Source organism: Dolomitihabitans soli (assembly GCF_022213955.1).
Taxonomy (GTDB): domain Bacteria; phylum Actinomycetota; class Actinomycetes; order Streptosporangiales; family Streptosporangiaceae; genus Streptosporangium_A; species Streptosporangium_A soli.
The window spans coordinates 79364-103619 of sequence record NZ_JAKNTW010000006.1; the positions used below are offsets into that span (position 1 = coordinate 79364).

Genomic DNA, 24256 nt, shown 5'->3' on the forward strand with positions numbered 1-24256 from the left:
GACCTAATCGCAGATGAGGACACCAGAGCAGAGGTGAATCGTGTGAGCACACGACTCAAGATCGGCGTCCGCTTCCCCCCGGCGACGCGCGCGGACCAGGTGGCGGCGGAGGTACGGCGCGCCGAGGAACACGGATTCGACGTGGCCTGGATCGCCGACTCCCAGTTGTTGTGGCGCGACGTCTACGCCGTGATGGCGCTCGCCGCGACCCGGACCGACACCATCGAACTGGCCACCGCCGTCACCAACGTCGTCACCCGCCATCCCACCGTGGTGGCCTCCGGCATCAACACCGTCGCGGAGCTGGCGCCCGGTCGCGTGGTGCTCGGCCTGGGCACGGGAGACAGCTCGGTGAAGCCGCTGGGCATCCGGCCCACCAAGCGGGCCGAGCTGCGCGCGGCCATCGAGGAGATCCGCGGGCTGCTCAGCGGTGGTGAGCGGGACTACGGCGAGCGGCGGCTCCGGCTGCGCGACGCCCGGGGAACCGTGCCGGTGCACATCGCGGCCAGCGGCCCGCGCACGCTGGAACTGGCCGGCGAGATCGCCGACGGCGTCGTCACCCTGGCCGGCATCTCGCCGGAGACCCTCGACCAGACGAGGAAGTCCGTGGCGACGGGCATGGCCGGGGCGGAGCGGGACTTCGAGTTCACCGTCGGCGCCTTCTGCAAGGTCACCGACGACCTGGAACGTGACGCGGCCGTGCTGAAGCCGATCTGCCTGCACATGGCGACCATCGGCGGCCAGGAGTTCCTCCGGCTGGCCGGGATCGAGCTGGCCCCGCCGCCCAAGGTGCCCGAGGTCTATCCCGACATGGTGCACGCCGAAGACTGGGAGCTGGCGATCAAGCACGCCTCGAAGTGGGTGACCGACGAGATGGCGGTCCGCTTCGCGCAGACGTTCTGCCTGTTCGGCACCGTCGACGACATCCTGGTCCGGGCGAGGCGGGCGGTCGAGCTCGGCGCGACCGGCTTCTACCTCCGGCACGTGGGCAACTACACGCTGCCCAGCGAGCTGATCGAGAGCTTCGGCGGCGACGTGCTGCCCCGGCTTCGCGCGGACACGGCGGCGACCTCATGACCGGCGAATACGTGGTGGACGCCCTCGCGGCGCTCGCCCGGGTGCCCTCCGCCGTGCCGCTGGGCGCGGAGACGCTCATGGAGCCCGACCACCCGATCCTCACCGACTACGTGCAGGGATCCCTGCGCCCCGCGTTCCTGGCGGCCGGCGCGCTCGACATCATCGACCTCCCCCGCAACCAGTTCGCGGTACGGCTGGGCGACGGCCAGGGCCCCACCCTGGCGCTGATGGCCTACACGCCGACGCAGCACCACAACCTGATGGCCGACCCCTGGTCGGGCGCCATCCGCACGCCGATCGAGCTCGGCGTCGACGAGCCGTGCCTGTTCGGCCAGGGAGTGTCGCAGAACAAGGCGCACCAGGCGTGCCTGCTGGACCTCGCCCGGTGGATCGTGGCCGAGCGCGTCCCGTTGCACGGCACCCTGCTGCTCTGCGTCAACAACGAGGGACGCAGCAGCCACGACTGCTCGTGGGCGATGCTCGACGCCCTGCCGCACACCCCCGACCTCGTCGTGCAGCTCTTCTGCACCGGCTTCGAGGTGTCGATCGGGAACCGCGGCCGGGTCGACGTGCTCATCGACGTCAAGGGCAAGGCGACGCACTCCTCGGTCCCGCCGGACGGCGGCCGGGTCATCGACACCGTCGCCGACGTCGTCACCCGGCTGCGCGCACTCGACGAGAAGGCGCGGACCCGATCCCATCCGGAGCTGGGCCACGAGCAGGTCGTGCCGTACCTGGTGAGTTACGAGCCGCTGGCCCCGCACACGCTGCCCGAGTCGGCGCGGATCACGGTGGACCGGCGGCTGGTGCCGGGCACCGACCCGGTCGCGGCGGCCGCCGAGATCGGCGCGGCCCTGCAGGACCTGGCGGCGGGCGGCTGCGACATCGACGTCCGGGCGGGCGTCACCATGCTGCCCGCCTACCTCCCGCCCGAGCGGCGGGACGTGCTCGGCCCGCTCGACGCCGCGATCCGCGCCCGGCTCGGCGAGCCCCGGCACGGCGTCTACGGCGGTACCTTCGACGCCGGCGGCCCGTCCGAGATGGGCATCCCCACCGTCATGTTCGGCGTCCCCGCCGAGGGTGACCTGCTCGGCGACGACTACGTGCGGCTATCTGCCCTCCGCGACGAGGCCGCCGTGCTCCGTGACACAGTCACCCGGTTCCTGGAGGCGTGAGCATCATGGCCCACCGATCGAGTTCCACCAGGGTCGTCCTCGCCAGCCTCGCCGGCACGACGATCGAATGGTACGAGTTCTTCATCTACGGCACCGCCGCCGTCCTGGTGTTCGACAAGCTCTTCTTCCCCAGCTACGACGACTTCGTGGGGACGCTGCTCTCGCTGTCTACGTTCGCCCTCGCGTTCGTGGCGAGGCCGATCGGCGGCGCGCTGTTCGGGCACTTCGGCGACCGGATCGGCCGCAAGTCGATGCTGGTCGTCACCCTGTGCCTGATGGGCGGGGCGACGCTGTGCATCGGCCTGCTGCCGACCTACGACTCGATCGGCGCCGCCGCCCCGATCCTGCTCGTCCTGCTCCGCATCGTGCAGGGCCTCTCCCTCGGCGGCGAGTACGGCGGAGCCGTGCTGATGAGCGTCGAGCACGCCGCCCGCTCCCGCCGGGGGTTCTTCGGCGCCCTGGTGAACACCGGCGCGGCCTGGGGGCTGCTGCTGGCCAACCTGGTCTTCCTGCTCACCTCGCAGCTCTCCGACGAGTCCTTCCTCACCTGGGGCTGGCGGGTGCCGTTCCTGCTCAGCGCGATCCTGGTCGGCCTCGGCCTGCTCATCAGGCTCAAGCTGGCGGAGAGCCCGGACTTCCAGCAGGTCAAGGACAGCGGCGAGGTCAGGAAGGCGCCGCTCGCCGAGGTGCTCACCAAGCACTGGTCCCGGGTGCTGCTGATGTGCCTGGCCTACATTCCGGCCGGCGCGACCTTCTACATCGCCACGGTCTACTCGCTCAGCTTCGGCGAGAAGCAACTCGGCATGGACCGGAACATGATCCTGGAGCTGGTCCTGCTGGTGAACGTGTTCACCATCGTGGCCATCCCGTTCTTCGGCTGGCTGTCCGACCGGGTGGACCGGAAGAAGATCTTCTGGATCGGCATCGTGGGGATGGCGGCGCTGCCGTACGTGTGGTTCAGCACCTTCCAGAGCGGGTCCTTCGGGTTGATGCTGCTCGGGTTCGTGCTGCTGTTCATCCCGTACGCCGCGAACTACGGCACGATGCCGACGTTCTTCGCGCACGTCTTCCCGCCCGCCGTGCGCTACACCGGCATGTCGGTCGGCTACACGCTGGGGACCGTGTTCGGCAGCGGGCTGGCGCCGATCATCGCCACCTGGCTGTTCGACTCGACCGGGTCGTGGTCGGCCATCGCGATCTACATGACCGCGGCCGGCGTGGTCGGGGCGGTGGCCACGATCTTCCTCACCGAGCGGCACGCGGACCCGGCGACGGCGGCGGTGGACCCGGCCCCCGAGGCGGGCCGGGTATGACGGGGTTCCACACGGCGGCCGATCTGCGGCACGCCTGCGAGCTGAAGGCCGCGCATCCGGACGCCACCCTGATCGCGGGCGGCACGGACGTCATGGTCGGGCTGAACTTCGGGCACACCTCCCCGGCGGCGCTGCTCGACGTCAGCCGGGTGCCCGAACTGCGGGAGTGGTCGCGGGAGGACGACACGATCGTCCTCGGCGCGGGCGTGCCGTACACGCGGATCGTGGACGAGCTGGGCGGCGCGCTGCCCGGCCTGGCGCGGGCGGCGCGGACGATCGGGTCCGCGCAGATCCGCAACCGGGCGACCGTGGGCGGGAACCTCGGTACGGCGTCGCCGGCCGGGGACGCGTTGCCCCCGCTGCTCGCGGCGCGGGCCTCGATCGAGCTCGCCTCGCTGCGCGGGACGCGCCGGGTGCCCGCCCGTGACTTCTTCCTCGGCCCGGGACGGTCCGTGCTGGCGGACGACGAGATCGTGGCGGCGGTGCGGATCCCCGTGGCTGCGGGGGCGGAGCAGTTCGCCAAGCTCGGGCCGCGGAACGCGATGGTGATCGCGGTCGCGTCCGTGGCCGTGACGCTGGATCCGCCGCGCCGCCGGGTGGGCTGTGCCGTCGGCTCGGCGGCGCCCACCCCCGTGGTGGCCGGGGACGCCGAGACGTTCGCGGGCGCCGAGCTCGACTGGGACGGCCGCCGCGAGCTGCCGGCATCGGTCACGGCGCGGTTCGCCGAACTCGCGGCGGCCGCCACGGCACCCATCGACGACGTGCGGGGAACCGCGGGCTACCGCCGGCACGCGGTGGCCGTACTCGCCCGGCGCACGCTCACGTGGGCCTGGCAGGAATACCGGAGGAGCTGACTGATGCGGGTCGATCTTGAGGTGAACGGGGTTCGACGGAGCCTCGACGGCGTGCGGGAGGGGGAGAGCCTGCTCCATCTGCTGCGTGAGCGGGTGGGCCTCCCCGGTTCCAAGAACGCCTGCGAACAGGGGGAGTGCGGCTCCTGCACCGTCTACCTCGACGAGACGGCGGTCTGCGCGTGCCTGGTGGCCGCCGGGCAGGCGCAGGACTCACGGGTGGTGACGGTCGAAGGGCTGGCCGACGGCGCCGAGCTGCACCCGGTGCAGCGGGCGTTCGTCGAGGCGGGAGCCGTACAGTGCGGGTTCTGCACCCCCGGCCTGGTGGTCACGGTGCACGATCTGCTGGCCCGCACGTCCGACCCCGGCGAGGCGGAGATCCGCGAGGCCCTGGCCGGCAACCTGTGCCGCTGCACCGGCTACGAGAAGATCTTCGACGCCGTACGGCTGGCCGCGGGGGAGGCACGATGACGGTCGCGCCTGCCCGCCCTGTGGCCGTTCGTGATGGAGTGGGCGATTCGGCCCGCCGTCCCGACGCGGTGGCCAAGGTTCGCGGCGAGTTCGCGTTCTCCTCCGACCTCGGCCACGATCGGATGGTGTGGGGGGCGACCGTCCGCAGCCCGCACGCGCACGCGCGCGTCCTGGGCGTGGACGCGTCCGCCGCGCTGGCGCTGCCCGGGGTGCACCTGGTGCTCACCGCCGGCGACGTCCCCGGCGTCAACCGTTACGGGCTCGAACGCCGTGACCAGCCGGTGCTCGCCGAGGACCTGGTCCGCTACATCGGCGAGGCCGTCGCCGTGGTCGCCGCCGACGACCCCGAGCTGGCCCGCCGCGCCGCCGCCCTGGTCCGGGTGGACTACGCGGAGCTGCCCGCGCTGACGGACCCCGAGCTGGCCCTGTCGGGCGGCGGTCCGGTGCTGCACGAGGACGGGAACCTGGTGCGGCACCTGCGCATCCGGCGCGGCGCGATGCCCGCCGCCGCCGACATCGTCGTCGTGACGGGCGAGTACGAGGTGGGCATGCAGGACCAGGCGTTCCTCGGCCCTGAGTCGTGCCTGGCCGTGCCCGACGCCGACGACGGCGTGGACCTGTACTGCTCGACGCAGTGGCTGCACGTCGACCAGGACCAGCTCGCCGACTGCCTGGGCCTGCCGGCCGAGAAGGTACGGCTGACGCTGTCGGGGGTCGGCGGCGCGTTCGGCGGTCGTGAGGACCTCAGCGTGCAGGCCCACGCCTGCCTGCTGGCGCTGCGCCTCGGACGGCCGGTGAAGATGAGCTACGGCAGGGAGGAGTCCTTCGTCGGCCACGTGCACCGGCACCCGGCCCGGATGAGATACGAGCACGGCGCGACGAGGGACGGCCGGCTCCTTTACGTCAAGGCGGACATCCTGCTCGACGGCGGGGCCTACGCCTCGACGTCGGCGGCGGTCACCGGGAACGCGGGCTGCTTCGCGGCCGGCCCGTACGAGGTTCCCGCCGTCGAGATCGACTGCCGGTCGGTCTACACGAACAACCCGCCCGCCGGGGCGATGCGCGGCTTCGGCGCCGTCCAGGTCTGCTTCGGCCACGAGTCGCAGATGGACCGGCTGGCGGCGGCGCTCGGCATGGACCCCGTGGAGCTGCGCCTGCGCAACGCGGTGGACACCGGGTCGGTGATGGCGACCGGGCAACGGGTCGAGGGGCCCGCGCCGGTGGCGGAACTGCTGCGGCGGGTCGCGGGCAAGCCCCTGCCGCCGCCGCCGGGAACCGATCCCCGGCTGCTGCCCGGCGGGATGTCGAACTCGACGCGGGCCGAGGGCCTGCTGCGGGGCGTCGGCTACGGCCTGTCGGTGAAGAACATCTGCAAGTCGGCCGGGTACGACGACTTCGGCACCGCCCGGGTGCGGGTGCTCGCGCGGGGCGGCGACGTGCTCGCCGAGGTGCACACCGCCGCGGCCGAGGTCGGCCAGGGCCTGGTGACGGTGCAGGCGCAGATCGCGCGGACCGAGCTGGGCGTCGAGCGGGTGACGATCCTGCCCGCCGACACCGCCGTCGGCGACGCCGGCACCTCCTCGGCCTCCCGGCAGACGTGGATCTCGGGCGGCGCGGTGCGCGCGGCGTGCGCCGCCGTACGGGCGCGGTTGCTGGAGCGGGCGGCGGAGGTGCTCGGCGAGGGGGCGGAGGCGCTCCGGCTCGAATCGGGGCAGGCCGTGTCGGAACTGTCCGGGCGCGCGGTTCCGCTGGTGGAGCTGCTGGTCACGGAGATCGAGGAGACCGCGGTGTTCCGGCACCGCGACACCCAGCCGCTCGACCCGGAGACCGGTCAGGGCGACGCCCACGTGGCCTACGCCTTCGCGGCGCACCGGGCGGTCGTGGACGTGGATCCCGAGCTGGGGTCCGTGCGGGTCGTGGAGATCGCGTGCGCGCAGGACGTGGGCAAGGCGATCAACCCGGCCGCCGTGGAGGGCCAGATGCACGGCGGCATCGCGCAGGGGCTGGGACTGGCGCTGATGGAGGAGGTCAAGGTGCGGGACGGGCGGATCCTCAACCCGTCGTTCACCGACTATCTGATCCCCACCACGATGGACATGCCGCCGACCGTCCTGGACATTCTGGAGCTGCCGCGCGCCGACTCGCCGTACGGTCTCACCGGCGTGGGGGAGCCGCCGCTGCTGTCGGCCCCGGCGGCGGTCGCGGCGGCCATCAGGGACGCCGTCGGCGCGGCACTCGACCGCATCCCGGTGACCCCGGAGGCGGTGGCGGCGGCTGCCGTCGGCCGTTGACGGTAGATGTCATCCCAGGTCATCCGATGTATACGGTTGACTGTCAAAGGCTGAGGTGGAGGGGTTTTCGGAGTCAAGTCGGATGTATCTACCCGATGAAGGGTTGACGGAGGGCCTCGCCGTCCAGCAGCATCACGTGACAAGACATCCGATGTATAGGTGAGGATGCTGCGTGAGGAAAGCCGCCCATATCGTCTCCATGGACACCCGTGACATCCGGTTCCCCACCTCGCGGGAACTGGATGGATCGGACGCGATGAACCCCGATCCCGACTACTCGGCCTCGTACGTCATCCTGCGGGCCGACGACGGGACCGAGGGGCACGGGTTCGCGTTCACCATCGGGCGCGGGAACGACGTGCAGACCGCGGCGATCAGGGCTCTCGCGTCCCACGTGATCGGCAAGGACGCGGACGACGTCGGCGCGTTGTACCGGGAGATGACCCACGACTCACAGCTGCGCTGGCTCGGCCCGGAGAAGGGCGTCATGCACATGGCGATCTCCGCGGTGGTCAACGCCCTGTGGGACCTGCGGGCCAAGCGCGAGGGCAAACCGCTGTGGCTGCTGCTCGGCGAGCTGTCCCCCGAGGAGCTCGTCGAGCTGGTCGACTTCCGCTACCTGAGCGACGCGCTCACCCCGGAGGAGGCCCTCACCATCCTCCGTACGGCGGAGCCCGGCAGGCGGCAGCGGATCGACCACCTCAAGGCGCACGGCTACCCCGCCTACACGACCTCCCCCGGCTGGCTCGGCTACGACGACGACAAGCTCCGCCGGCTGTGCCAGGAGGCGCTCGACGACGGGTTCACCCAGATCAAGCTGAAGGTCGGCGCCGACCTCGACGACGACCGGCGCAGGATGCGGATCGCCCGCGAGGTCTGCGGCCCGGGCTTCCCCATCGCCATCGACGCCAACCAGCGCTGGGACGTGGGCTCCGCCATCGAGTGGGTGCGCGCGCTGGCGGAGTTCGACCCGTGGTGGGTCGAGGAGCCGACCAGCCCCGACGACGTGCTCGGCCACGCGGCCATCGCGCGCGGCATCGCGCCGGTCAAGGTGGCCACCGGCGAGCACGTGCAGAACCGGGTCGTCTTCAAGCAGCTGCTCCAGGCGGGCGGGCTGAGCTATCTGCAACTGGACGCGGCGCGGGTCGGCGGCGTGAACGAGAACATCGCGATCCTGCTGCTCGCCGCCAAGTTCGGCGTGCCGGTCTGCCCGCACGCGGGCGGGGTGGGCCTCTGCGAGCTGGTGCAGCACCTGGCCATGTTCGACTTCGTCGCGGTGAGCGGCTCCATGGAGGGCCGGGTGATCGAGTACGTCGACCATCTCCACGAGCACTTCACCGATCCCGTCGTGATCAGTAAGGGCAACTACACGGCACCGGTCGCACCCGGCTTCGGGGCCGCCATCCGACCGGAGTCGATAGCGGAGTTCACCTTCCCCGACGGCCCCGCCTGGAGGAGCGCATGAGCGAGTTCACCGGCCTGGCGGCCCTGGTCACCGGCGGCGGTTCCGGCATCGGCCTGGCCGCCGCGACCCTGCTGGCCGAGCGGGGCGCCCGGGTCGCCTGCCTGGACCTCAACCCACCCTCCGCCCCCTTCATCGGGATAAAAGCGGATGTGTCAGACGATTCCTCCGTACGGCAGGCGGTCGCCGAGGCCGCCGAACGCCTGGGCGGTCTCGACATCGTCGTCAACAATGCCGGGATCGGCGCGGCGGGCACGATCGAGACCAACTCCGACGAGGAGTGGCACCGGGTCCTCGACGTCAACGTCCTCGGCATGGTCAGGGTGGCCCGCGCCGCCCTGCCGTACCTCCGCGAATCCGGCAACGCCGCGATCGTCAACACCTGCTCCGTCGCGGCCACCGCGGGCCTGCCCGACCGCGCCCTCTACAGCGCCTCCAAGGGCGCGATCATGTCGCTCACCCTGGCCATGGCGGCCGACCACGTCCGCGAGGGCATCCGGGTGAACTGCGTGAACCCCGGCACCGCCGCCACGCCATGGGTCGGCCGGCTGCTCGACGCGGCCGACGACCCGGTCGCCGAGCGGGACGCCCTCAACCGGCGGCAGCCGATGGGACGCCTGGTCACCGCCGAAGAGGTCGCCGCCGCGATCGTCTACCTGGCAAGCCCGCTCGCCTCCTCGACCACCGGCACGGCGCTCGCCGTCGACGGCGGTATGCAGGGCCTGCGCCTCAGGCCTGTCACCTGAACACCTCCCGCGCTCGACGGCGAGCGCGGGGTCTGCGCCTCAGACCTGTCACCTGAACACCCCCCCATGGAAGAGGCACCACCATGAAGATCGGACCAGCGGCGGCCGTGCTCGCGCTCGGCCTGTCCTTGGCCGCGTGCGGCGTATCCGAGAACGGCGGCACCGCGGCGGCCCCGGAGACCACGGGCGGGAAGGTCGGCATCGACCTTCCCCGCGCGGACTCCGACTTCTGGAACTCCTACAACAAGTACGTGCCGAAGATGGCCGCCGAACTGGGCGTCGACCTCATGGCCCCGACCAACTCCCAGAACGACATCGGCAAGCTCGTCGCCAACACCCAGGCGCTCACCAGCCAGGGCGCGAAGGCGATGGTGATGGCCCCGCAGGACACCGGCGCCATCGCGGCCACCCTCCAGCAACTGGAGAACAAGAAGATCCCGGTCGTCTCGGTCGACACCCGGCCGGACAAGGGCAAGGTCTACATGGTGGTGCGGGCCGACAACCAGGCGTACGGCACCAAGGCGTGCGAGTTCCTCGGTGAGAAGCTCGACGGCAAGGGCAAGGTGGTCCAGCTGATGGGCGCGCTGTCCTCGATCAACGGCCGCGACCGGGCCGAGGCGTTCCGCGGGTGCATGAAGGAGAAGTTCCCCGGCATCCAGGTCTTCGAGGAGCCCACCGAGTGGGAGGGCACCAAGGCCGCCTCCATGCTGCAGACCCGGCTGGAGCAGCACCCGGACATCAAGGGCGTCTACATGCACGCGGGCGGGGTGCACCTCGCGCCGACCCTGCAGGTGCTCAAGGCCAAGGGCCTGCTGGTGCCCACCGACGACCCCAAGCACGTCTTCGTGGTGTCCAACGACGGCATCCCGCAGGAGTTCGAGGCCATCCGCAAGGGCGAGATCGACGCCACGGTCTCCCAACCGGCCGACCTCTACGCCAAATGGGCCCTCTTCTACGCCAAGGCCGCCGTCGACGGCAAGACCTTCAAACCCGGCCCGACCGACCACGACAGCACGATCATCCAGCTGCCCAACGGACTTGAGGACCAGCTCCCCGCCCCGCTGGTGACCAAGGAGAACGTCGACGACGCCGAGCTGTGGGGCAACCAGGTCCAGTGAGCGCCGTCGAAGCCAGTGACATCACCAAGAGGTACGGCCCGACGACGGCGCTAGAGCGCGCGGGCATCGTCATCGCCGAGGGCGAGACCCACGCGCTGGTCGGCAGGAACGGCGCGGGCAAGTCCACCCTGGTCTCCATCCTGACCGGCCTGCAACGGCCGGACGCCGGGCAGGTGCTCTTCGACGGCCGGCCCGCGCCCGCCATGTCCGACCGGGACGCCTGGCGGCGGCGGGTCGCCTGCGTCTACCAGAGATCCACCATCATCCCGAGCCTCACCGTCGCCGAGAACCTGTTCCTCAACCGCCAGTCGGAACGCGGCCCGATCAGATGGCGCGCCCTGCGCGCCAGGGCCAGACAGGTCCTCGACCAGTACGGCGTGGCCGTGGACGCGGAGGTCCTCGCCGGCGACCTCGGCGTGGAGCAGCGCCAGCTCGTGGAGATCGCCAGGGCGCTCTCCTTCGGGGCCAGGTTCATCATCCTGGACGAGCCGACCGCCCAGCTCGACGGCCCGGCCATCGAGCGGCTGTTCACCCGGATGAGATCGCTGCGCGAGCAGGGCGTGACGATGATGTTCATCTCCCACCACCTGGAGGAGGTGTACGAGGTCTGCCAGAGCGTCACCGTCTTCCGCGACGCCCGGCACGTCGTCACCAGCCCCGTCGCCGGCCTGCCGCACGACGAACTGGTCGCCGCGATGACCGGCGAGGCCACCACCGACTACCAGACCAGGTCGCGCAGCGCCGACGCCTCCGCCCGGGTCGTCATCTCGGCAGCCGGGCTGACCCTGGCCGGCCGCTACTCCGGCATCGACCTCGCGGTGCGGGCCGGGGAGATCGTCGGGCTGGCCGGGTCGGGCAGCAGCGGAAAGGTCGGCCTCGCCGAGACCCTCGTCGGGCTCCGCAAGGCCGACGCCGGCGCGGTATCGGTGAACGGGACCACGATCAGGCCGGGCGACGTGGCCGCCGCGCTGCGCGCCGGGCTCGGCTTCGTCCCGCAGGACCGGCACGCCCAGGGCTTCGTCCCGCTGCTGTCGGTCGCGGAGAACGCCACCCTGCCGATCGCGCACAAGCTCGGCCGCCTCGGCACGGTCTCCCCGGCCAGGCGCAGGGCCCGGGCGGCGACGCTGATCGGCGAGCTCGACATCAAGACCACCGGCCCCGACCAGCCGGTCGGCGACCTGTCCGGCGGCAACGCCCAGAAGGTGGTGATGGCCAGGGCGCTGGCCGACGCGCCCGCCGCCCTGGTCGTGATCAACCCGACGGCCGGGGTGGACGTCAAGGCGAAGCAGGCGCTGCTCGGCGCGGTCGAGGACGCCGTCGCCGGCGGCGCGGGCGCGGTCCTGGTCTCCGACGAGCTGGACGACCTGCGGATCTGCGACCGGGTGCTGGTGATGCTGCACGGCCGGATCGTCAAGGACATGCCGCGCGGCTGGAGCGATCCTGAGCTGGTGGCCGTAGTGGAAGGTGTCGACCGTTGAGCACGCAGACCGTGACCGAGTCCCCCCGCTTCAATCTCGGCCGGTTCAGGGACCTGACGCTGGTGCCGGTCATCATCGTGCTGCTCGTGGCGGGCGCGATGGTGGACCCGGTGTTCCTCACCGAGGGCAACCTCACGAACGTGCTGCAGCAGCAGTCGGCCCTCGCGCTGGTGGTGCTGGCCGAGGCGATGATCCTGATCGCCGGGAAGTTCGACCTGTCCCTGGAGTCGACCGTGGGCATGGCGCCCGCGCTGGCCGTGATGCTGGTCATCCCGGCGTCGGCGGGCGGCTTCGGGCTCGGTGTGCCCGCCGGGCTGGCGATCCCGATGTGCCTGCTGATCGGCGCGCTCGTCGGCGCGTTCAACGGGCTGCTGATCATGCGCTTCAAGCTGTCGGCGTTCGTGGTCACGCTGGCCATGCTGATCGTCGTGCACGGCCTCCAGCTCGGCCTGACCGGCGGCAAGAGCCTGTTCGCGCTCCCCGAGTCGTTCCTCTACCTGGGCAACGCCTCCTGGCTCGGCTACCCGGCCGCCATCTGGATCACCGGCCTGCTGTTCGCCGCGGGCATCGCCGCGCTCGGCTACTTCCGGCTGGGCCGGGCGCTCTACGCGATCGGCGGGAACGCCGACGCCGCACGGGCCGCGGGCATCAGGGTCGAGCGGGTGGTGTGGACCGTCTTCATCATCGGCGGCACGCTCGCCGCGCTCGCCGGCGTGCTGGAGACCGGGCGGCTGGGCGGCATCAGCGCCAACCAGGGCGTCGGCTGGATCTTCATGGTGTTCGCCGCCGCGGTGATCGGCGGAGTCAGCATGGACGGCGGCAAGGGCACGATCCTGGGCGCGCTCACCGGCGTGCTGGTGATCGGCCTGGTGGAGAACATCCTCACGCTCAAGGGGGTCCCGGGCGAGTGGAAGCAGCTCGTCTATGGTGCGATCATTCTGATCGCCCTCATGATCAGCCGGCTCGCCGGCGGAAAGGCCCAAGACTGATGCAGCGACTCGCCCTGCGCACGAGACTCAAACCCGGCTGCGCGGAGATCTACGACGCCGAACACGCCACGATCCCCGCCGACCTGGAGTCCGAGATGCGCGCGTACGGCGTGCACACCTGGCGGATCTGGCGCGACGGGCTCGACCTGTTCCATCTTGTGGAAGTGGACGACTACGCGGTCCTGCAGGAGAAACTGGCCGCGAGCGCCGCCAACCAGGCGTGGCAGCGCCAGATGAACCGCCTCCTCGACGGCGACTTCGACCCGGGCTCCTCCGGCCTGCACCAGGTGTGGGAGATGGTGTGACCATTGCCTTCGATCAGGTCGGCCGGGCGCAGCCGGAGCTGCCCGAACCGAACGTCACTCCGCTCCACCGCCGACGCTGAGTGCGGGACTCGAGCCTCCGAACCTCGCGAAGGCAGCCGAAACGGCGGGCCGCCTTCCGGCTACTGTTGCTCCGCATGACTCACCCCGAGATCGAGATCAGCGCGGAGTTGGTGCGGGAGCTGCTGCGCGACCAGCACCCCGACCTGGCCGATCGCCCTTTGCAGCTCGGCGCGCGTGAAGGAGCCGTCGGGTGACCAGTACTCTGACCTTGACAGCGCTGCGGCGACTGAGGACCACCCCCGGCGGGCAGCTCGACTGCCGGATCAGCTTCTCCGACGGACCGGGAACTTCGCGGCCGGTCGCTTATGTGGAACGCGAGTTGCCGCCCAACGGCATATCCGCCTACCTCGCGGCCCGGGAAAGCGGAGCCCGCTCCTTCGTCCTGTGGGCGGACGAGCACCGCCAGGCGCGGGTCGCCACCCTGGTCACCGTCTCCGCGGGCAGCGGGCGGGCACAGTTCCAGGTGCTCGGCCCGCAGGGCGAACTGCTCGGTATGTTCACACGCGACAAGGCGTTCAGCCGGGGACTGCGCACACGCTGGACGGTGAGTCGCGCCGGCAGCCCCGACGCGGTGGGATACAAGGGCCGGCTCTTCTGGTGGTGCGTGTGGTGGCTCTGCTCGCCCCTGCTGCCGCTCGTCGTCGTGGTCGCCATATTCGAAACCGGCGGCGACTTCCCGCGCGGCCCCCGCCGCATCAAGTGGCGCTCCGGCGGACAGGTCCCGCTGGAGTTCAAGTCGTCCGGGGACACGGTGCGTCTGTACGCACCGGAGCTGGACTGGCGGCTCGGAGCCGCCCTCGTGGCCCTGATCCCCTCCTTCGACAGCTGGATCGGCGACCCCTGGGACCGCAGGAAGGACTGACGGGCCAGGGCGGCGCGCCCGTGATGCGGCGTTGGGAGGCGCGGACGGTGGGGCCGGAGTGCGGAGGGCGCGTGAGCAGGATCTCGGCGAAGGGCTGGCCCGGGATCGCGCCGCTGCCGTCCTTGATGATTCCTACGGGGACGCGTACGAGGAGATCTACGCGGAGCCGCCGTACAACGCGGGCCCGTTGTTCACGCGAGGGCGGTTCTTGGAGCGCACTCGTGCCCAGGTGCATCGTCCGGGGTTCGAGCTGGTGTCGGCCGAAGATAGGGAGACTCTGGCCGGGTTCGCGTTCGGCTTCGTCATGGACGTCGGGCGGTGGTGGGGCGGCGAGTCCACCGCGCTTCCTGCGGAGGTCGCCGACATTGCGAAGCTGGCTGTGATCGAACTGATTCTTCGTAAGCCATACCGAGGGCAGGGCATCGGCAAGCAACTCCTCGGCGAGTTGCTAACCGGCCGGGCCGAGCCGTACGCCACGCTCCTGTCGCACCCGGAAGCGCCTGCGCACTCTCTCTACGAGAGATGGGGGTGGAGGGTGTCGGGCACGTGCCAGCCCGCGCCCGACGCGCCGGTCATGGACATCATGGTTATCGGGCTCGCCCAGTAGCTGTACTCCGTTACGAGCATGCAGAAGGTCCGGACGGCTTCCCCATTTTCTTGCGACGAGGTTCGAATTCGATCTCAGCGGCACCGGTCACAGCAGGGCATCTCCGCCCACACGCAGCCCTGGCCGAGGTCGGTGTAGATCCGCACTCACACGCCCAGCCGGTTGCGGAGTGGAGCTCGCACACCTTCGGGGGTCGGTGCCGTGTTGTCGGCCTTCTTGGTGCGGGTGATCTCGAAACCTGCTGGTTCCGTGGTCGGGTTCAGGCCAGGGCGTTGCGTAGCCAGTCTTCTACGCCGGCGACGTGGACGGTGGCCCAGGCCTTGGCGACCTCGGGCTGGCGGGCCGCGATGGCGTCGCAGATGGCCACGTGTTGCTCGCGCGTCTTGGCGAACGCCCCTTCCTGGGTGAGGCCGCGCCAGATCCTGGCCCTGGTCGTCGGGCCCGACAGGTTCTCGATCAGCGAGCAGAGCACCGCGTTGCCCGAGCCCTGCGCGATGCGGTGGTGGAACTGCAGGTCGTTGGCGACGAGTTCCTCGACGGTCGGCTCCGTGGGGAGGGAGTCGAGGATCGTGCGGAGGTCCGCGATGTCGGGCTCCGTCATCAGGGTGGCGGCCAGTTCGGTGGCCGCGGGCTCCAGGATGCGCCTGACCTGGAAGAACTGCAGCACGGTGTCGTCGCGGTGGAAGTCGACGACGAAGGACATGGCGTCCAGCAGCAGGTGCGGCTCCAGGCTGGTGACATAGGTGCCGTCGCCCTGCCGTACGTCGAGGACGTGGATCAGGGCGAGCGCGCGGACCGCCTCGCGGAGCGAGTTGCGGGACAGGCCGAGACGCGTCGCCAGGTCGGACTCCTTGGGCAGCCGGGCGCCGGGGGAGAGCTCGCCGGAGATGATCATCTCTTTGATCTTGTCGATCGCCGCGTCCGTGACCGCCACGCGCGCACCACCCTCACGAGCCGCTGAGACATACATCCGATGTCTAGGAGTGTAGGGCCGGGAGGAACCCCTTGGGGGCGCTGTGCGGCGACGGCTGGGCCGCGCAGCTCCCACGCCGACGCCCACGTGATGCCGTCGAGCCGTGCGGCGACCGCCGGGCCGCGCTGGCCGGTGCCGTGCGCTCAGATCCGTTCGATGATCGTGGCCGTGGCGAGCGCGCCGCCCGCGCACATCGTGATCAGCGCCGTGCCCGAGTCCGACCGCTCCAGCTCGTGCAGGGCGGTGGTGATCAGACGGGAGCCGGTGGCGCCGACCGGATGGCCGAGCGCGATGGCGCCGCCGTTGACGTTCACCGAATCCATGTCGGGCTGGTGGACCGACGCCCAGGACAGGACGACCGACGCGAACGCCTCGTTGACCTCGAACCGGTCGAGGTCGCCGATCGTCATGCCGGTGGACGCCAGCACCTTGGCCGTGGCGTCCACCGGGCCGTCGAGGTGGTAGAACGGCTCGCTGCCGATGAGGGCCTGGGCCAGAATCCGGGCTCTGGGCCGGAGCCCGTGCCTGACGGCGGCCTCCTCGCTCATCAGCAGGACCGCCGCCGCGCCGTCGGAGATCTGCGAGGAGGTGCCCGCCGTGTGCAGTCCGCCCTCGCCCAGCACCGGCTTGAGCTTCGCCAGCCCGGCGGCCGTGGTCTCGCGCAGCCCCTGGTCCATGGTCACCTTGTGCGGCCGGCCGTCCTCGCCGGGGGCGACCACCGGGACGATCTCCCGGTCGAACACGGAACCGGCCCACGCCTTGGCGGCGAGGTGCTGCGAACGGGCGCCGAACCAGTCGAGCCGCTCCCGGGTCAGCCCGCGCCGCTGCGCGATCCGCTCGGCCGCGGTGAACTGGTCGGGCAGGTCGAGGGACCAGTCGTCGGGCCGCGGCTTGGCGGGCCGTACGTTGCTGCCGAGCGGCGCGCGGCTCATCATCTCGACCCCGCAGGCGATGCCCACGTCGATCACCCCGGCCTGGATCATGGCCGCGACCAGGTGCACGGCCTGCTGCGAGGACCCGCACTGGGCGTCGACCGTGGTCACCCCCGTGGTGTACGGCAGGCCGGCGTACAGCCAGGCGTATCGCCCGATGTGCCCGCCCTGCTCGCCGGCCTGGGTCACGCACCCGGCGACGACCTGGCCGACCAGGGCGGGATCGACGCCCGAGGAGTCGATCAGCCCGTTGAGGGCGGCGGCCAGCAGCGCCTGCGGTTTGAGGCCGGAGAGCCAGCCGTCGCGTTTCGTGATCGGAGTGCGTACCGCCTCGACAATGACCGCGCCCATGAGCCGCTCCAGAACCTCGCTCTAGTCCTTGATCGGACTGTAACGCGTTCTACTTTGTTTGCGGAAGGGCGGGCAGGTCAGGAGAAGTCGGAGAGCAGCCGCCCGGCGGCGATCTCGATGCGCTGCTGGATCTGGTCGTAGGTGCGCCGGCCGCGCAGCATCTCCAGCAACTCGTGGACCCAGATGCTCGCCAGCGACCCGGTGAGCGCGAACTCCTCCTCGGTGGCCTCCCCAGCGCTGTCCCCCGATCGGGAGACCCGCAGCAGCAGCCGGGCGAGCCGGTCGCCGAACGGGGTCTCGACCTCGGCCATGATCAGTGATCGGATCAGCGCGTCGGCCAGCTCGGGCTCGCGCATCAGCCCGCGGGTGGCCCGCATCAGCACGTCGACCGCGCGGCCCGCCGGCGTCGCCGCGCTCGGCGGCCGGCGCTCGATGCTGCTCTCCAGCAGATCGATCTCCTCGCTGACGACCGCCACCACGAGATCCATCTTGGAGGGGAAGTAGCGGTAGAGGGTGCCGAGTGCCACGCCTGCCCGCTCGGCGACGGTGCGCATCTGCATCGCCTCGACCCCGCCGCGCGAGGCCAGGGCGGCGGCGGCCTGGACGATTCGCTTCCGGCGCTGGAGCTGGCTGCGCGTGCGCACGCCGCCGGTCGCCGGCTGGTCGTCCACGATGATGGCCCCCTCGGTGTCGCCGGGGACGGGTGCGCCCGCGCGACGCTGGGTCGCCGGCGCCGCGGTGGTCACATGCGGGGTGCGCATGAGAACACGTTATCTGACTTTGCCGTCGAGTGCGGTGTTACTCACCGGTACCTAAGAACGCCGGTCTACCTATGGCTTTCATGTTGCGGTCACATGTCACGACTTGTCAGGTGGGCGGCCACTGGACACGGAATAGACTCTGTTCTAGTTTCTCAGTCAAGGTGCGCCAAGCAATCGTTAGGTAGCCTTCTGTTCGGCGCCCCGCCTTCTCGCTGCTGGAAACACCCTGGAGCGGTAGTGGACTTCAAACTCGACGAAACCCAGACGGATCTACGCAAACTCGCCGTGGAGGTGCTGGCCAAGGAGGCCGCGCAGGCGCGGATCGAGGAGCACGAGGAACGCGGCGAGCCGTACGACCGGCGGGTCTGGGCGGCGATGGGCAGGGCGGGGCTGATCGGGGCGTGCCTCCCCGAGGAGGCGGGCGGCGCGGGGCTCGGGCCGGTGGCGATGGCCGTGCTCCTGCGGGAGGTGGGCGCGCACGTCGCGCCGGTGCCGGCCCTGCACAGCCTCATCGCCGCTCAGGCCGTCACCCGGTACGGCACGCGGGAGCAGCGGGCGGCGCTCGCACCGCTGGCACAGGGCGAGGCCGCGCTGACCGTCGCGCTCAGGGAACCCGGCGCGGACCTGGTGGCCGGTCTCCAGACCGTCGCCCGGCGCGACGGCGGCTCCTGGCTGATCGACGGGCGCAAGACGATGGTGTCCTACGCGGCCCAGGCGGAACGGATCCTGGTTCCCGCCCGCACTCCCGACGGCCCCGCCCTGTTCCTGGTCGCCCAGGGGGCGGCAGCCGTACGGGAGGAGCCGGGAGCGGGCCGTGAACCGGTGGGCACCGTGGTGCTGGACGGGACGCGGGGGGAGTGGGCCGGCGGGGCGGACGCGGTGGCCGGGCTGCGCGGGCTGGCGCTCGCCGGGATCACCGCGACCGCGTCGGGAGTGCTGGCCGGCGCGCTGGAGCTCACCACCGGGTACATCAGGACGCGCAGGCAGTTCGACCGGGCGCTGGCCGAGTTCCAGGCCGTCACGATGCAGATCGCCGACGTCTACATCGCCGGCCGGGCGCTGGACGTGGCGATGTGGTCGGGTGTGTGGCGGCTGGCCGCGGGCCTGCCCGCCGAGGAGGACCTGGCCATAGCCGCGCTGCAGGTGGCCGAGTCGGCGCTCACCGCCCTGCACACCTGCCAGCACCTGCACGGCGGCCTCGGCCTGGACGTGACCTACCCGCTGCACCGCTACTTCGCCTGGGGCAAGCACCTCGCCCACCTCCTGGGCGGCGCGCAGGCCCAGCTCGACCTGATCGGAGCGCACGTCTGATGCTGATCGACCTCACCGCGGAGCAGAAGCTGCTGCGCGACGAACTGCGCGAGTACTTCCAGGGCTGCCTCACCGCCGAGGACCGCAGGAAGATCGCGGAAGACCCGTTCGGGCACGCCTACATGGAGCACTGCCGACGGCTCGGCCAGGCCGGCAAACTCGGGCTGGGCTGGCCGAAGGAGTACGGCGGAGGCGGTTTCGGCCCGCTGGAGCAGCAGATCTTCGCCAACGAGATCGCCCGCGCCGAGGTGCCGTACCCGATCATCACGGTGCAGACCGTCGGCCCGACCCTGATGCAGTACGGCACGGCCCGGCAGAAGGAGCACTTCCTGCCGCGCATCCTCGCCGGGGAGTGCCACTTCGCGATCGGCTACAGCGAGCCGGAGGCGGGCACCGACCTGGCGGCGCTGCGCACGAGCGCCGTCCGCGACGGCGACCACTACGTCGTCAACGGCCAGAAGATCTTCACCAGCGGCGCCCACTACGCCCAGCACATCTGGCTCGCCGTCCGCACCGACCCGGCCGCCAAGAAGCACCGCGGCATCTCCATGGTGATCGCCGACACCGCCGACCCCGGCTTCTCCTGGACCCCGATCGTCACGATGGACGGCCGGCACCACACGAACACGACCTACTACGCCGATGTCCGCGTCCCGGTCGACATGCTGGTCGGCGAGGAGAACAAGGGCTGGGACCTGATCGTCAACCAGCTCAACCACGAACGCGTCACCCTGGGCCCGGCCGGCAACATCGGCCACACCTACGACCGTTTCGCCTACTGGGCACGGACGACCGGCCTGATCGAACAGCCGGACGTACGGCGCGCGCTCGCCCGCGTCCGCGCCTTCTTCCGCACCAACGAACTGCTCAACTGGCAGGTCGCGGCGAACATGGACCTCGGCTGGCTGGGCGCCCCCGACGCCTCCGCGACGAAGGTCTACGGGTCGGAGCGCGTTCAGGAGATCGGCCGGATCGTCGGCGACGTGCTCGCCCGGTACGGCGACCCCGCCGACCCGGAGACCGCCGACTTCATCGGACGTCTCGACCGGGGGGTGAAGGGCGCGATCGTGCTCACCTTCGGCGGCGGCGTCAACGAGGTGCAGCGCGAGCTGATCGCCATGCTCGGCCTCCAGCTTCCCCGCCCGCCCCGCTGACCGCCCCGGAGGAGCCGCATGCTCCAGCTTCCCCGCCCGCCTCGCTGACCGCCCGGAGGAGCCGCATGACCGCCGTCACCCAGGAGACCGTCCACCAGCTCGCCGAACGCCAGATCGCCGTCGGAGAGGTGCGCGGCACGCCCGCCGCCGATCCGGTGAACCTGCCGATGATCCGCCACTGGACCACGGCGATGGGCGACGCGAACCCGGTCTACACCGACGAGGAGTACGCCCGGGGCAGTGTGCACGGGGAGATCGTCGCGCCGCCGGCGATGGCCCAGGTGTGGACGATGCCGGGCCGGGGCCGGGACGAAAAGGGCGGCACGCCGGTGGACGACGTGCTCGCCGCCCTCGACGGCTCGGGCTACACGGGTGTGGTGGCGACCAACTGCGAGCAGACCTACCACCGTTACCTGCGGCTGGGCGAACGGCTCGAACCGGCCACCAGGATGACCGGGTTCACCGGGCCGAAGCAGACCGCGCTCGGCGAAGGTTACTTCGTCACCTGGAACGTGAGCTGGTACTCATCGGGCGAACCGGTCGCCGAGATGCTGTTCCGGGTGCTGAAGTTTCGCCCCAGGGAGAGGAAACCCCAGTCTGGGAGTTCCCAGCCGTATCCGCTGAGGCCGGCGGTCAACAGGGACACCGAGTTCTTCTGGGAAGGTGTGCGCAAGGGCGAGCTCCGCATCCAGCGGTGCGCCGACTGTGGCGAGCTCCGGCATCCTCCGGGGCCACTCTGCCCCAAGTGCCGGTCGGTGGCGCGCACCCATGTGGTCGCCTGTGGTGAGGGCGAAGTGTTCAGCTTCATTGTTCACCACAATCCACCCGTTCCGGGGCTTGAAACGCCTTTTGTGGTCGCTGTGGTGCAACTGCCGGAAGGGGTGCGGATCGTGGGCAACGTGGTGAACTGCCTGACTGAGGAAGTGAGTATCGGTATGCCGGTGCGTGTGAGGTTCGTCCAGATGGACGATGAGCTGACCCTGCCGATGTGGGCTCCCGGGGGGTCGTGATGCGGACCGTCTCCGAAGACCAGCTCGCCGTCGGTACGACGCTCCCCGAACTGTCGGTGGAGCTCACCCCGACGATGATCGTCTCCACCGCCCTGTCGACCATGGACTTCACTCCGGTCCACCACGACGTGGACCGGGCCCGCGCCCAGGGGTCGACGGACATCTTCCTCAACATCCTGACCACGATGGGCCTGGTGGAACGGTATGTGACCGACTGGGCCGGGCCGGAGGTCCTGATCCGAGGGATCAACGTCAAACTGGGCGTCCCCGGCTACGCGGGCGACACGATGACCTTCACGGGGAGCGTGCTGTCCGAACGGGCGGGCGAGTTCACCGTGGAGGTCCGCGGCAGGGTCAGCCTCGGCGACCACGTCGTGGGCACGGTCCGCTTCGCCATCCCGGTGGAGTTCGGGTGATCGGGTCCCGCGCGGCTCTCGTCGGGATCGGAGCGACGGAGTTCTCGAAGCGGTCGGGGCGTTCCGAGCTGCAACTCGCCGCGGAGGCGGTGTTCAAGGCGCTCGACGACGCCGGGCTGGCGCCCTCGGAGGTGGACGGCATGGTCACCTACACCCAGGACACCAATCAGGAGATCTCCGTCGCCCGCGAGACCGGCATCGGCGAGTTGTCGTTCTTCTCCCGGGTCCACTACGGCGGCGGCGCGGCCTGTGCGACCGTGCTCCAGGCCGCGATGGCCGTGGCCACGGGGGCGGCCTCGACGGTCGTGTGCTACCGGGCGTTCAACGAGCGCTCGGGGCGGCGGTTCGGGCAGCCGGACGCACGGCTCGGCGGCGAGCCGTCCTCGCAGGGGATGGAGATGAGCTGGCACGTGCCGTACGGGCTGATGACCCCGGCGGCCTGGGTCGCCATGTTCGCCCGGCGGTACATGCACGCCTACGGGGCCAGGTCCGAGGACTTCGGGCGGGTGGCCGTGGCGATGCGCCGGCATGCCGCGACCAACCCGGCGGCCTGGTTCTACGAGCGCCCGATCACGCTGGCGGAACACCAGGCGTCGAAGTGGATCGTCGAACCGCTGCACCTGCTCGACTGCTGCCAGGAGAGCGACGGGGCGGTGGCCCTGGTCGTGACGTCCGTGGAACGGGCCCGTGACCTGCGCCGCGTGCCCGTGGTGGTCGCCGCCGCCGCGCAGGGGGCAGGCGCCGAGCAGATGATGATGACCAGCTACTACCGCGATGACATGACCGGTCTGCCGGAGATGTCAGTCGTCGGCCGCAAGCTCTGGGAACAGTCGGGGATGTCGCCGGCGGACATCCAGACAGCGATCCTCTATGACCATTTCACCCCGTTCGTGCTTTCGCAGCTGGAGGAACTCGGGTTCTGCGGGCGCGGCGAGGCTCGCGACTTCGTCGCCGACGGCGGCATCGAGATCGACGGCCGGCTGCCCGTCAACCCGCACGGCGGCCAGCTCGGCGAGGCGTACATCCACGGCATGAACGGCATCGCGGAGGGCGTGCGCCAGATCCGGGGCACCGCGGTCAACCAGGTGCCCGGCACCCGGAACGTGCTGGTCACCGCGGGCACCGGCGTGCCGACGAGCGGCCTGATCCTCACCGGCTGACGGGCCGGTCGCATCGACTGACGGGCCGGTCGCATCGACTGACGGGCCGGTCAGCCACGGGTGAGCGCGGGATAGTCCCTGAGCTCGATGTCGGTGGCGTACTTGTCACCCAGTTTCTGCATCAGTCCCAGCAGGAAGCCGAACTTGAAGATCCAGTTCCGCATGCGGATCCTGGCCCGGGTCGCCGGAGCGAGGAAGGGGCCCGCACCGCCGCGACCGCGACCGGGGACCTTGGCGTAGCCGCGGATCAGCTCCTCGTACCGCGCGAACGCCACCCGGTGATCGCCGTCGGCCGCCGCCAGCTCACCCGCCAGCACGTACGCGCCCACGATGGCCTGGCCGCTGCCGAATCCACCCAGCGTGTGGCCGTACGCGGCGTCGCCGAGGAGCGCCACCCGGCCGCCGGAACAGCGGTCGATCGTGACCCGGCTGATCGAGTCGAGATACAGGTCGCCGCCCGACCGTATCGCGTCGATCACGTCGGGCGTCCGCCAGCCCATGCCCGCGAAGGCGTCGGCCACGATCCGCTTCTGCGCCCGGACGTCGTAGCGGTCGTAGTCCAGTTCCCCGGAGGCGAAGACGAAGAACGCGGGAGCCTTGTTGCCGCCGACGGTCACGAGCCTGCCCGGCTCGTTGTACATCATCGGGACGGGCCCGAAGTCGGCGCCGCCGAGGTCCGCGAGCGCGTAGTAGTAGCCGAGATGACGGACGAAACCGGACTCCGGCCCGAAGGCCAGGCGGCGCACGTTCGAATGGATCCCGTCCGCGCCCACCACCAGGTCGAAGGAACGCGGCGCGGCCCGCTCGAAGGTGACGTGCACGCCGTCCGCGGTCTCGGTCATCGACGTGAGGGAGTCGCCGAAGACGTACTCACAGGTGCCGGAGGTCCGCTCGTACAGCACCCGGGAGAGGTCGCCGCGGAGGATCTCAAGGTCGCCGCCGGTGAACTCGCCGGGCATCGTCGTCAGCCGTCTGCCGTTCGCGTCGACGATGACCTGGTCGGTCCCGCCGGTCTGCCGCCGCCGTACGTCTTCCAGGATGCCCATCCGCTCCAGCACGGTCAGGTGGGTGTCGCCCTTGAAGTCGACGGCCTGGCCGCCGGGGCGGGGCGCCGGCGCCTTCTCCAGGACGGTGACCTGGAAGCCGTACCTTGCCAGCCAGTACGCGAGTGCGGGGCCGGCGATGCTCGCGCCGGAGACGAGGATGCTGTTGTTCTTCATGCTCAGCAGCCTGACCGTGCCCGCTGACCGTTCACCGACATCCCGCTGACGGGCGCCCCATACCGTCGAGGCGCCCGGTGGATGTCAGGCCGCAGGCGTTGAGTACCGGATGTCAGTGCGTGGGCGTTGAGTGCCCGGTGGA

Annotated in this window: 23 protein-coding genes; 19 read left to right on the forward strand and 4 right to left on the reverse strand. The window is 70.9% G+C overall.

From position 1 onward, the window contains the following. Positions 1-42 precede the first annotated feature (42 nt). The 14 genes from MBA17_RS13825 (at position 43) to MBA17_RS13890 (ending at position 14826) form a co-directional block, all read left to right on the forward strand. Positions 43-1077: an LLM class flavin-dependent oxidoreductase gene (locus MBA17_RS13825; RefSeq protein ID WP_238496830.1), complete on the forward strand. Its 1035-nt coding sequence runs from the start codon at positions 43-45 to the stop codon at positions 1075-1077. Continuing rightward, positions 1074-2252, forward strand: coding sequence for a peptidase dimerization domain-containing protein (locus tag MBA17_RS13830; RefSeq protein WP_238496831.1), 1179 nt, complete (start codon positions 1074-1076; stop codon positions 2250-2252). Before MBA17_RS13825 ends, MBA17_RS13830 begins: the two co-directional genes overlap by 4 nt. 5 nt (positions 2253-2257) lie before the next feature. Further along, on the forward strand, positions 2258-3565 hold the full coding sequence (locus MBA17_RS13835; protein ID WP_238496832.1) for an MFS transporter: 1308 nt from the start codon (positions 2258-2260) through the stop codon (positions 3563-3565). Continuing rightward, the gene (locus MBA17_RS13840; RefSeq protein ID WP_238496833.1) at positions 3562-4419 is read left to right on the forward strand and encodes an FAD binding domain-containing protein; all 858 of its coding nucleotides are present in this window, start codon (positions 3562-3564) and stop codon (positions 4417-4419) included. The genes MBA17_RS13835 and MBA17_RS13840 overlap by 4 nt, the downstream gene beginning before the upstream one ends. Positions 4420-4422: 3 nt before the next feature. Then, positions 4423-4887, forward strand: coding sequence for a (2Fe-2S)-binding protein (locus MBA17_RS13845; protein WP_238496834.1), 465 nt, complete (start codon positions 4423-4425; stop codon positions 4885-4887). Further along, on the forward strand, positions 4884-7178 hold the full coding sequence (pucD, locus tag MBA17_RS13850) for a xanthine dehydrogenase subunit D (RefSeq protein WP_238496835.1): 2295 nt from the start codon (positions 4884-4886) through the stop codon (positions 7176-7178). Before MBA17_RS13845 ends, pucD begins: the two co-directional genes overlap by 4 nt. A 172-nt stretch (positions 7179-7350) precedes the next feature. Further along, the gene (locus tag MBA17_RS13855; protein ID WP_238496836.1) at positions 7351-8643 is read left to right on the forward strand and encodes an enolase C-terminal domain-like protein; all 1293 of its coding nucleotides are present in this window, start codon (positions 7351-7353) and stop codon (positions 8641-8643) included. Continuing rightward, positions 8640-9386: an SDR family NAD(P)-dependent oxidoreductase gene (locus tag MBA17_RS13860; protein WP_238496837.1), complete on the forward strand. Its 747-nt coding sequence runs from the start codon at positions 8640-8642 to the stop codon at positions 9384-9386. Before MBA17_RS13855 ends, MBA17_RS13860 begins: the two co-directional genes overlap by 4 nt. An 83-nt stretch (positions 9387-9469) precedes the next feature. Then, entirely contained in the window at positions 9470-10504 is a 1035-nt protein-coding gene (locus MBA17_RS13865) for a sugar ABC transporter substrate-binding protein (protein ID WP_238496838.1), read from the forward strand. Further along, on the forward strand, positions 10501-11982 hold the full coding sequence (locus MBA17_RS50410; RefSeq protein WP_238496839.1) for a sugar ABC transporter ATP-binding protein: 1482 nt from the start codon (positions 10501-10503) through the stop codon (positions 11980-11982). Before MBA17_RS13865 ends, MBA17_RS50410 begins: the two co-directional genes overlap by 4 nt. Continuing rightward, the gene (locus MBA17_RS13875) at positions 11979-12971 is read left to right on the forward strand and encodes an ABC transporter permease (protein ID WP_238496840.1); all 993 of its coding nucleotides are present in this window, start codon (positions 11979-11981) and stop codon (positions 12969-12971) included. Before MBA17_RS50410 ends, MBA17_RS13875 begins: the two co-directional genes overlap by 4 nt. After that, positions 12971-13276, forward strand: a complete 306-nt coding sequence (locus tag MBA17_RS13880) for an L-rhamnose mutarotase (RefSeq protein WP_238496841.1) — start codon at positions 12971-12973, stop codon at positions 13274-13276. The genes MBA17_RS13875 and MBA17_RS13880 overlap by 1 nt, the downstream gene beginning before the upstream one ends. 271 nt (positions 13277-13547) lie before the next feature. Next, positions 13548-14219 carry a hypothetical protein gene (locus MBA17_RS13885; RefSeq protein ID WP_238496842.1) on the forward strand — a complete coding sequence of 224 codons (672 nt, stop codon included), beginning with the start codon at positions 13548-13550 and terminating at the stop codon, positions 14217-14219. Positions 14220-14277: 58 nt separating this feature from the next. Further along, positions 14278-14826, forward strand: coding sequence for a GNAT family N-acetyltransferase (locus MBA17_RS13890; RefSeq protein ID WP_238496843.1), 549 nt, complete (start codon positions 14278-14280; stop codon positions 14824-14826). Between the two features lie 259 nt (positions 14827-15085). Here MBA17_RS13890 and MBA17_RS13895 read toward each other — a convergent pair whose 3' ends face one another. The 3 genes from MBA17_RS13895 to MBA17_RS13905 form a co-directional block, all read right to left on the reverse strand. Further along, positions 15086-15760: a FadR/GntR family transcriptional regulator gene (locus MBA17_RS13895; protein WP_238496844.1), complete on the reverse strand. Its 675-nt coding sequence runs from the start codon at positions 15758-15760 to the stop codon at positions 15086-15088. Between the two features lie 182 nt (positions 15761-15942). Then, positions 15943-17082: a steroid 3-ketoacyl-CoA thiolase gene (locus MBA17_RS13900; RefSeq protein ID WP_238496845.1), complete on the reverse strand. Its 1140-nt coding sequence runs from the start codon at positions 17080-17082 to the stop codon at positions 15943-15945. Between the two features lie 77 nt (positions 17083-17159). Continuing rightward, complete coding sequence (locus tag MBA17_RS13905; RefSeq protein ID WP_238496846.1) at positions 17160-17843, reverse strand: TetR family transcriptional regulator; 684 nt, start codon at positions 17841-17843, stop codon at positions 17160-17162. A 237-nt stretch (positions 17844-18080) separates the two neighbouring features. Here MBA17_RS13905 and MBA17_RS13910 point away from each other — a divergent pair, with 237 nt between their 5' ends. The 5 genes from MBA17_RS13910 (at position 18081) to MBA17_RS13930 (ending at position 22894) form a co-directional block, all read left to right on the forward strand. Beyond that, positions 18081-19154 carry an acyl-CoA dehydrogenase family protein gene (locus tag MBA17_RS13910; RefSeq protein WP_238496847.1) on the forward strand — a complete coding sequence of 358 codons (1074 nt, stop codon included), beginning with the start codon at positions 18081-18083 and terminating at the stop codon, positions 19152-19154. Then, on the forward strand, positions 19154-20308 hold the full coding sequence (locus tag MBA17_RS13915) for an acyl-CoA dehydrogenase family protein (protein WP_238496848.1): 1155 nt from the start codon (positions 19154-19156) through the stop codon (positions 20306-20308). The genes MBA17_RS13910 and MBA17_RS13915 overlap by 1 nt, the downstream gene beginning before the upstream one ends. Before the next feature lie 65 nt (positions 20309-20373). Continuing rightward, positions 20374-21318: a bifunctional MaoC family dehydratase N-terminal/OB-fold nucleic acid binding domain-containing protein gene (locus MBA17_RS13920; RefSeq protein ID WP_238496849.1), complete on the forward strand. Its 945-nt coding sequence runs from the start codon at positions 20374-20376 to the stop codon at positions 21316-21318. After that, complete coding sequence (locus tag MBA17_RS13925; protein WP_238496850.1) at positions 21318-21734, forward strand: MaoC/PaaZ C-terminal domain-containing protein; 417 nt, start codon at positions 21318-21320, stop codon at positions 21732-21734. Before MBA17_RS13920 ends, MBA17_RS13925 begins: the two co-directional genes overlap by 1 nt. Then, positions 21734-22894 (forward strand): lipid-transfer protein, encoded by a 1161-nt coding sequence (locus MBA17_RS13930; protein ID WP_238497166.1) that lies wholly within the window; start codon positions 21734-21736, stop codon positions 22892-22894. Before MBA17_RS13925 ends, MBA17_RS13930 begins: the two co-directional genes overlap by 1 nt. Positions 22895-22944: 50 nt before the next feature. On the opposite strand, the gene MBA17_RS13935 is transcribed toward MBA17_RS13930, so the two are convergent. Beyond that, positions 22945-24114 (reverse strand): FAD-dependent monooxygenase, encoded by a 1170-nt coding sequence (locus tag MBA17_RS13935; protein ID WP_238496851.1) that lies wholly within the window; start codon positions 24112-24114, stop codon positions 22945-22947. Positions 24115-24256: the final 142 nt, after the last annotated feature.

What these genes read in the sequence shown, in the direction of transcription:
- MBA17_RS13830 (WP_238496831.1), top strand. Translation starts at nt 1,074, where the DNA reads ATGACCGGCGAATACGTGGTGGACGCCCTCGCGGCGCTCGCCCGGGTG.
- MBA17_RS13835 (WP_238496832.1), top strand. Translation starts at nt 2,258, where the DNA reads ATGGCCCACCGATCGAGTTCCACCAGGGTCGTCCTCGCCAGCCTCGCC.
- MBA17_RS13840 (WP_238496833.1), top strand. Translation starts at nt 3,562, where the DNA reads ATGACGGGGTTCCACACGGCGGCCGATCTGCGGCACGCCTGCGAGCTG.
- MBA17_RS13845 (WP_238496834.1), top strand. Translation starts at nt 4,423, where the DNA reads ATGCGGGTCGATCTTGAGGTGAACGGGGTTCGACGGAGCCTCGACGGC.
- pucD (WP_238496835.1), top strand. Translation starts at nt 4,884, where the DNA reads ATGACGGTCGCGCCTGCCCGCCCTGTGGCCGTTCGTGATGGAGTGGGC.
- MBA17_RS13860 (WP_238496837.1), top strand. Translation starts at nt 8,640, where the DNA reads ATGAGCGAGTTCACCGGCCTGGCGGCCCTGGTCACCGGCGGCGGTTCC.
- MBA17_RS13865 (WP_238496838.1), top strand. Translation starts at nt 9,470, where the DNA reads ATGAAGATCGGACCAGCGGCGGCCGTGCTCGCGCTCGGCCTGTCCTTG.
- MBA17_RS13880 (WP_238496841.1), top strand. Translation starts at nt 12,971, where the DNA reads ATGCAGCGACTCGCCCTGCGCACGAGACTCAAACCCGGCTGCGCGGAG.
- MBA17_RS13900 (WP_238496845.1), bottom strand. Translation starts at nt 17,082, where the DNA reads ATGGGCGCGGTCATTGTCGAGGCGGTACGCACTCCGATCACGAAACGC.
- MBA17_RS13905 (WP_238496846.1), bottom strand. Translation starts at nt 17,843, where the DNA reads ATGCGCACCCCGCATGTGACCACCGCGGCGCCGGCGACCCAGCGTCGC.
- MBA17_RS13915 (WP_238496848.1), top strand. Translation starts at nt 19,154, where the DNA reads ATGCTGATCGACCTCACCGCGGAGCAGAAGCTGCTGCGCGACGAACTG.
- MBA17_RS13920 (WP_238496849.1), top strand. Translation starts at nt 20,374, where the DNA reads ATGACCGCCGTCACCCAGGAGACCGTCCACCAGCTCGCCGAACGCCAG.
- MBA17_RS13925 (WP_238496850.1), top strand. Translation starts at nt 21,318, where the DNA reads ATGCGGACCGTCTCCGAAGACCAGCTCGCCGTCGGTACGACGCTCCCC.
- MBA17_RS13935 (WP_238496851.1), bottom strand. Translation starts at nt 24,114, where the DNA reads ATGAAGAACAACAGCATCCTCGTCTCCGGCGCGAGCATCGCCGGCCCC.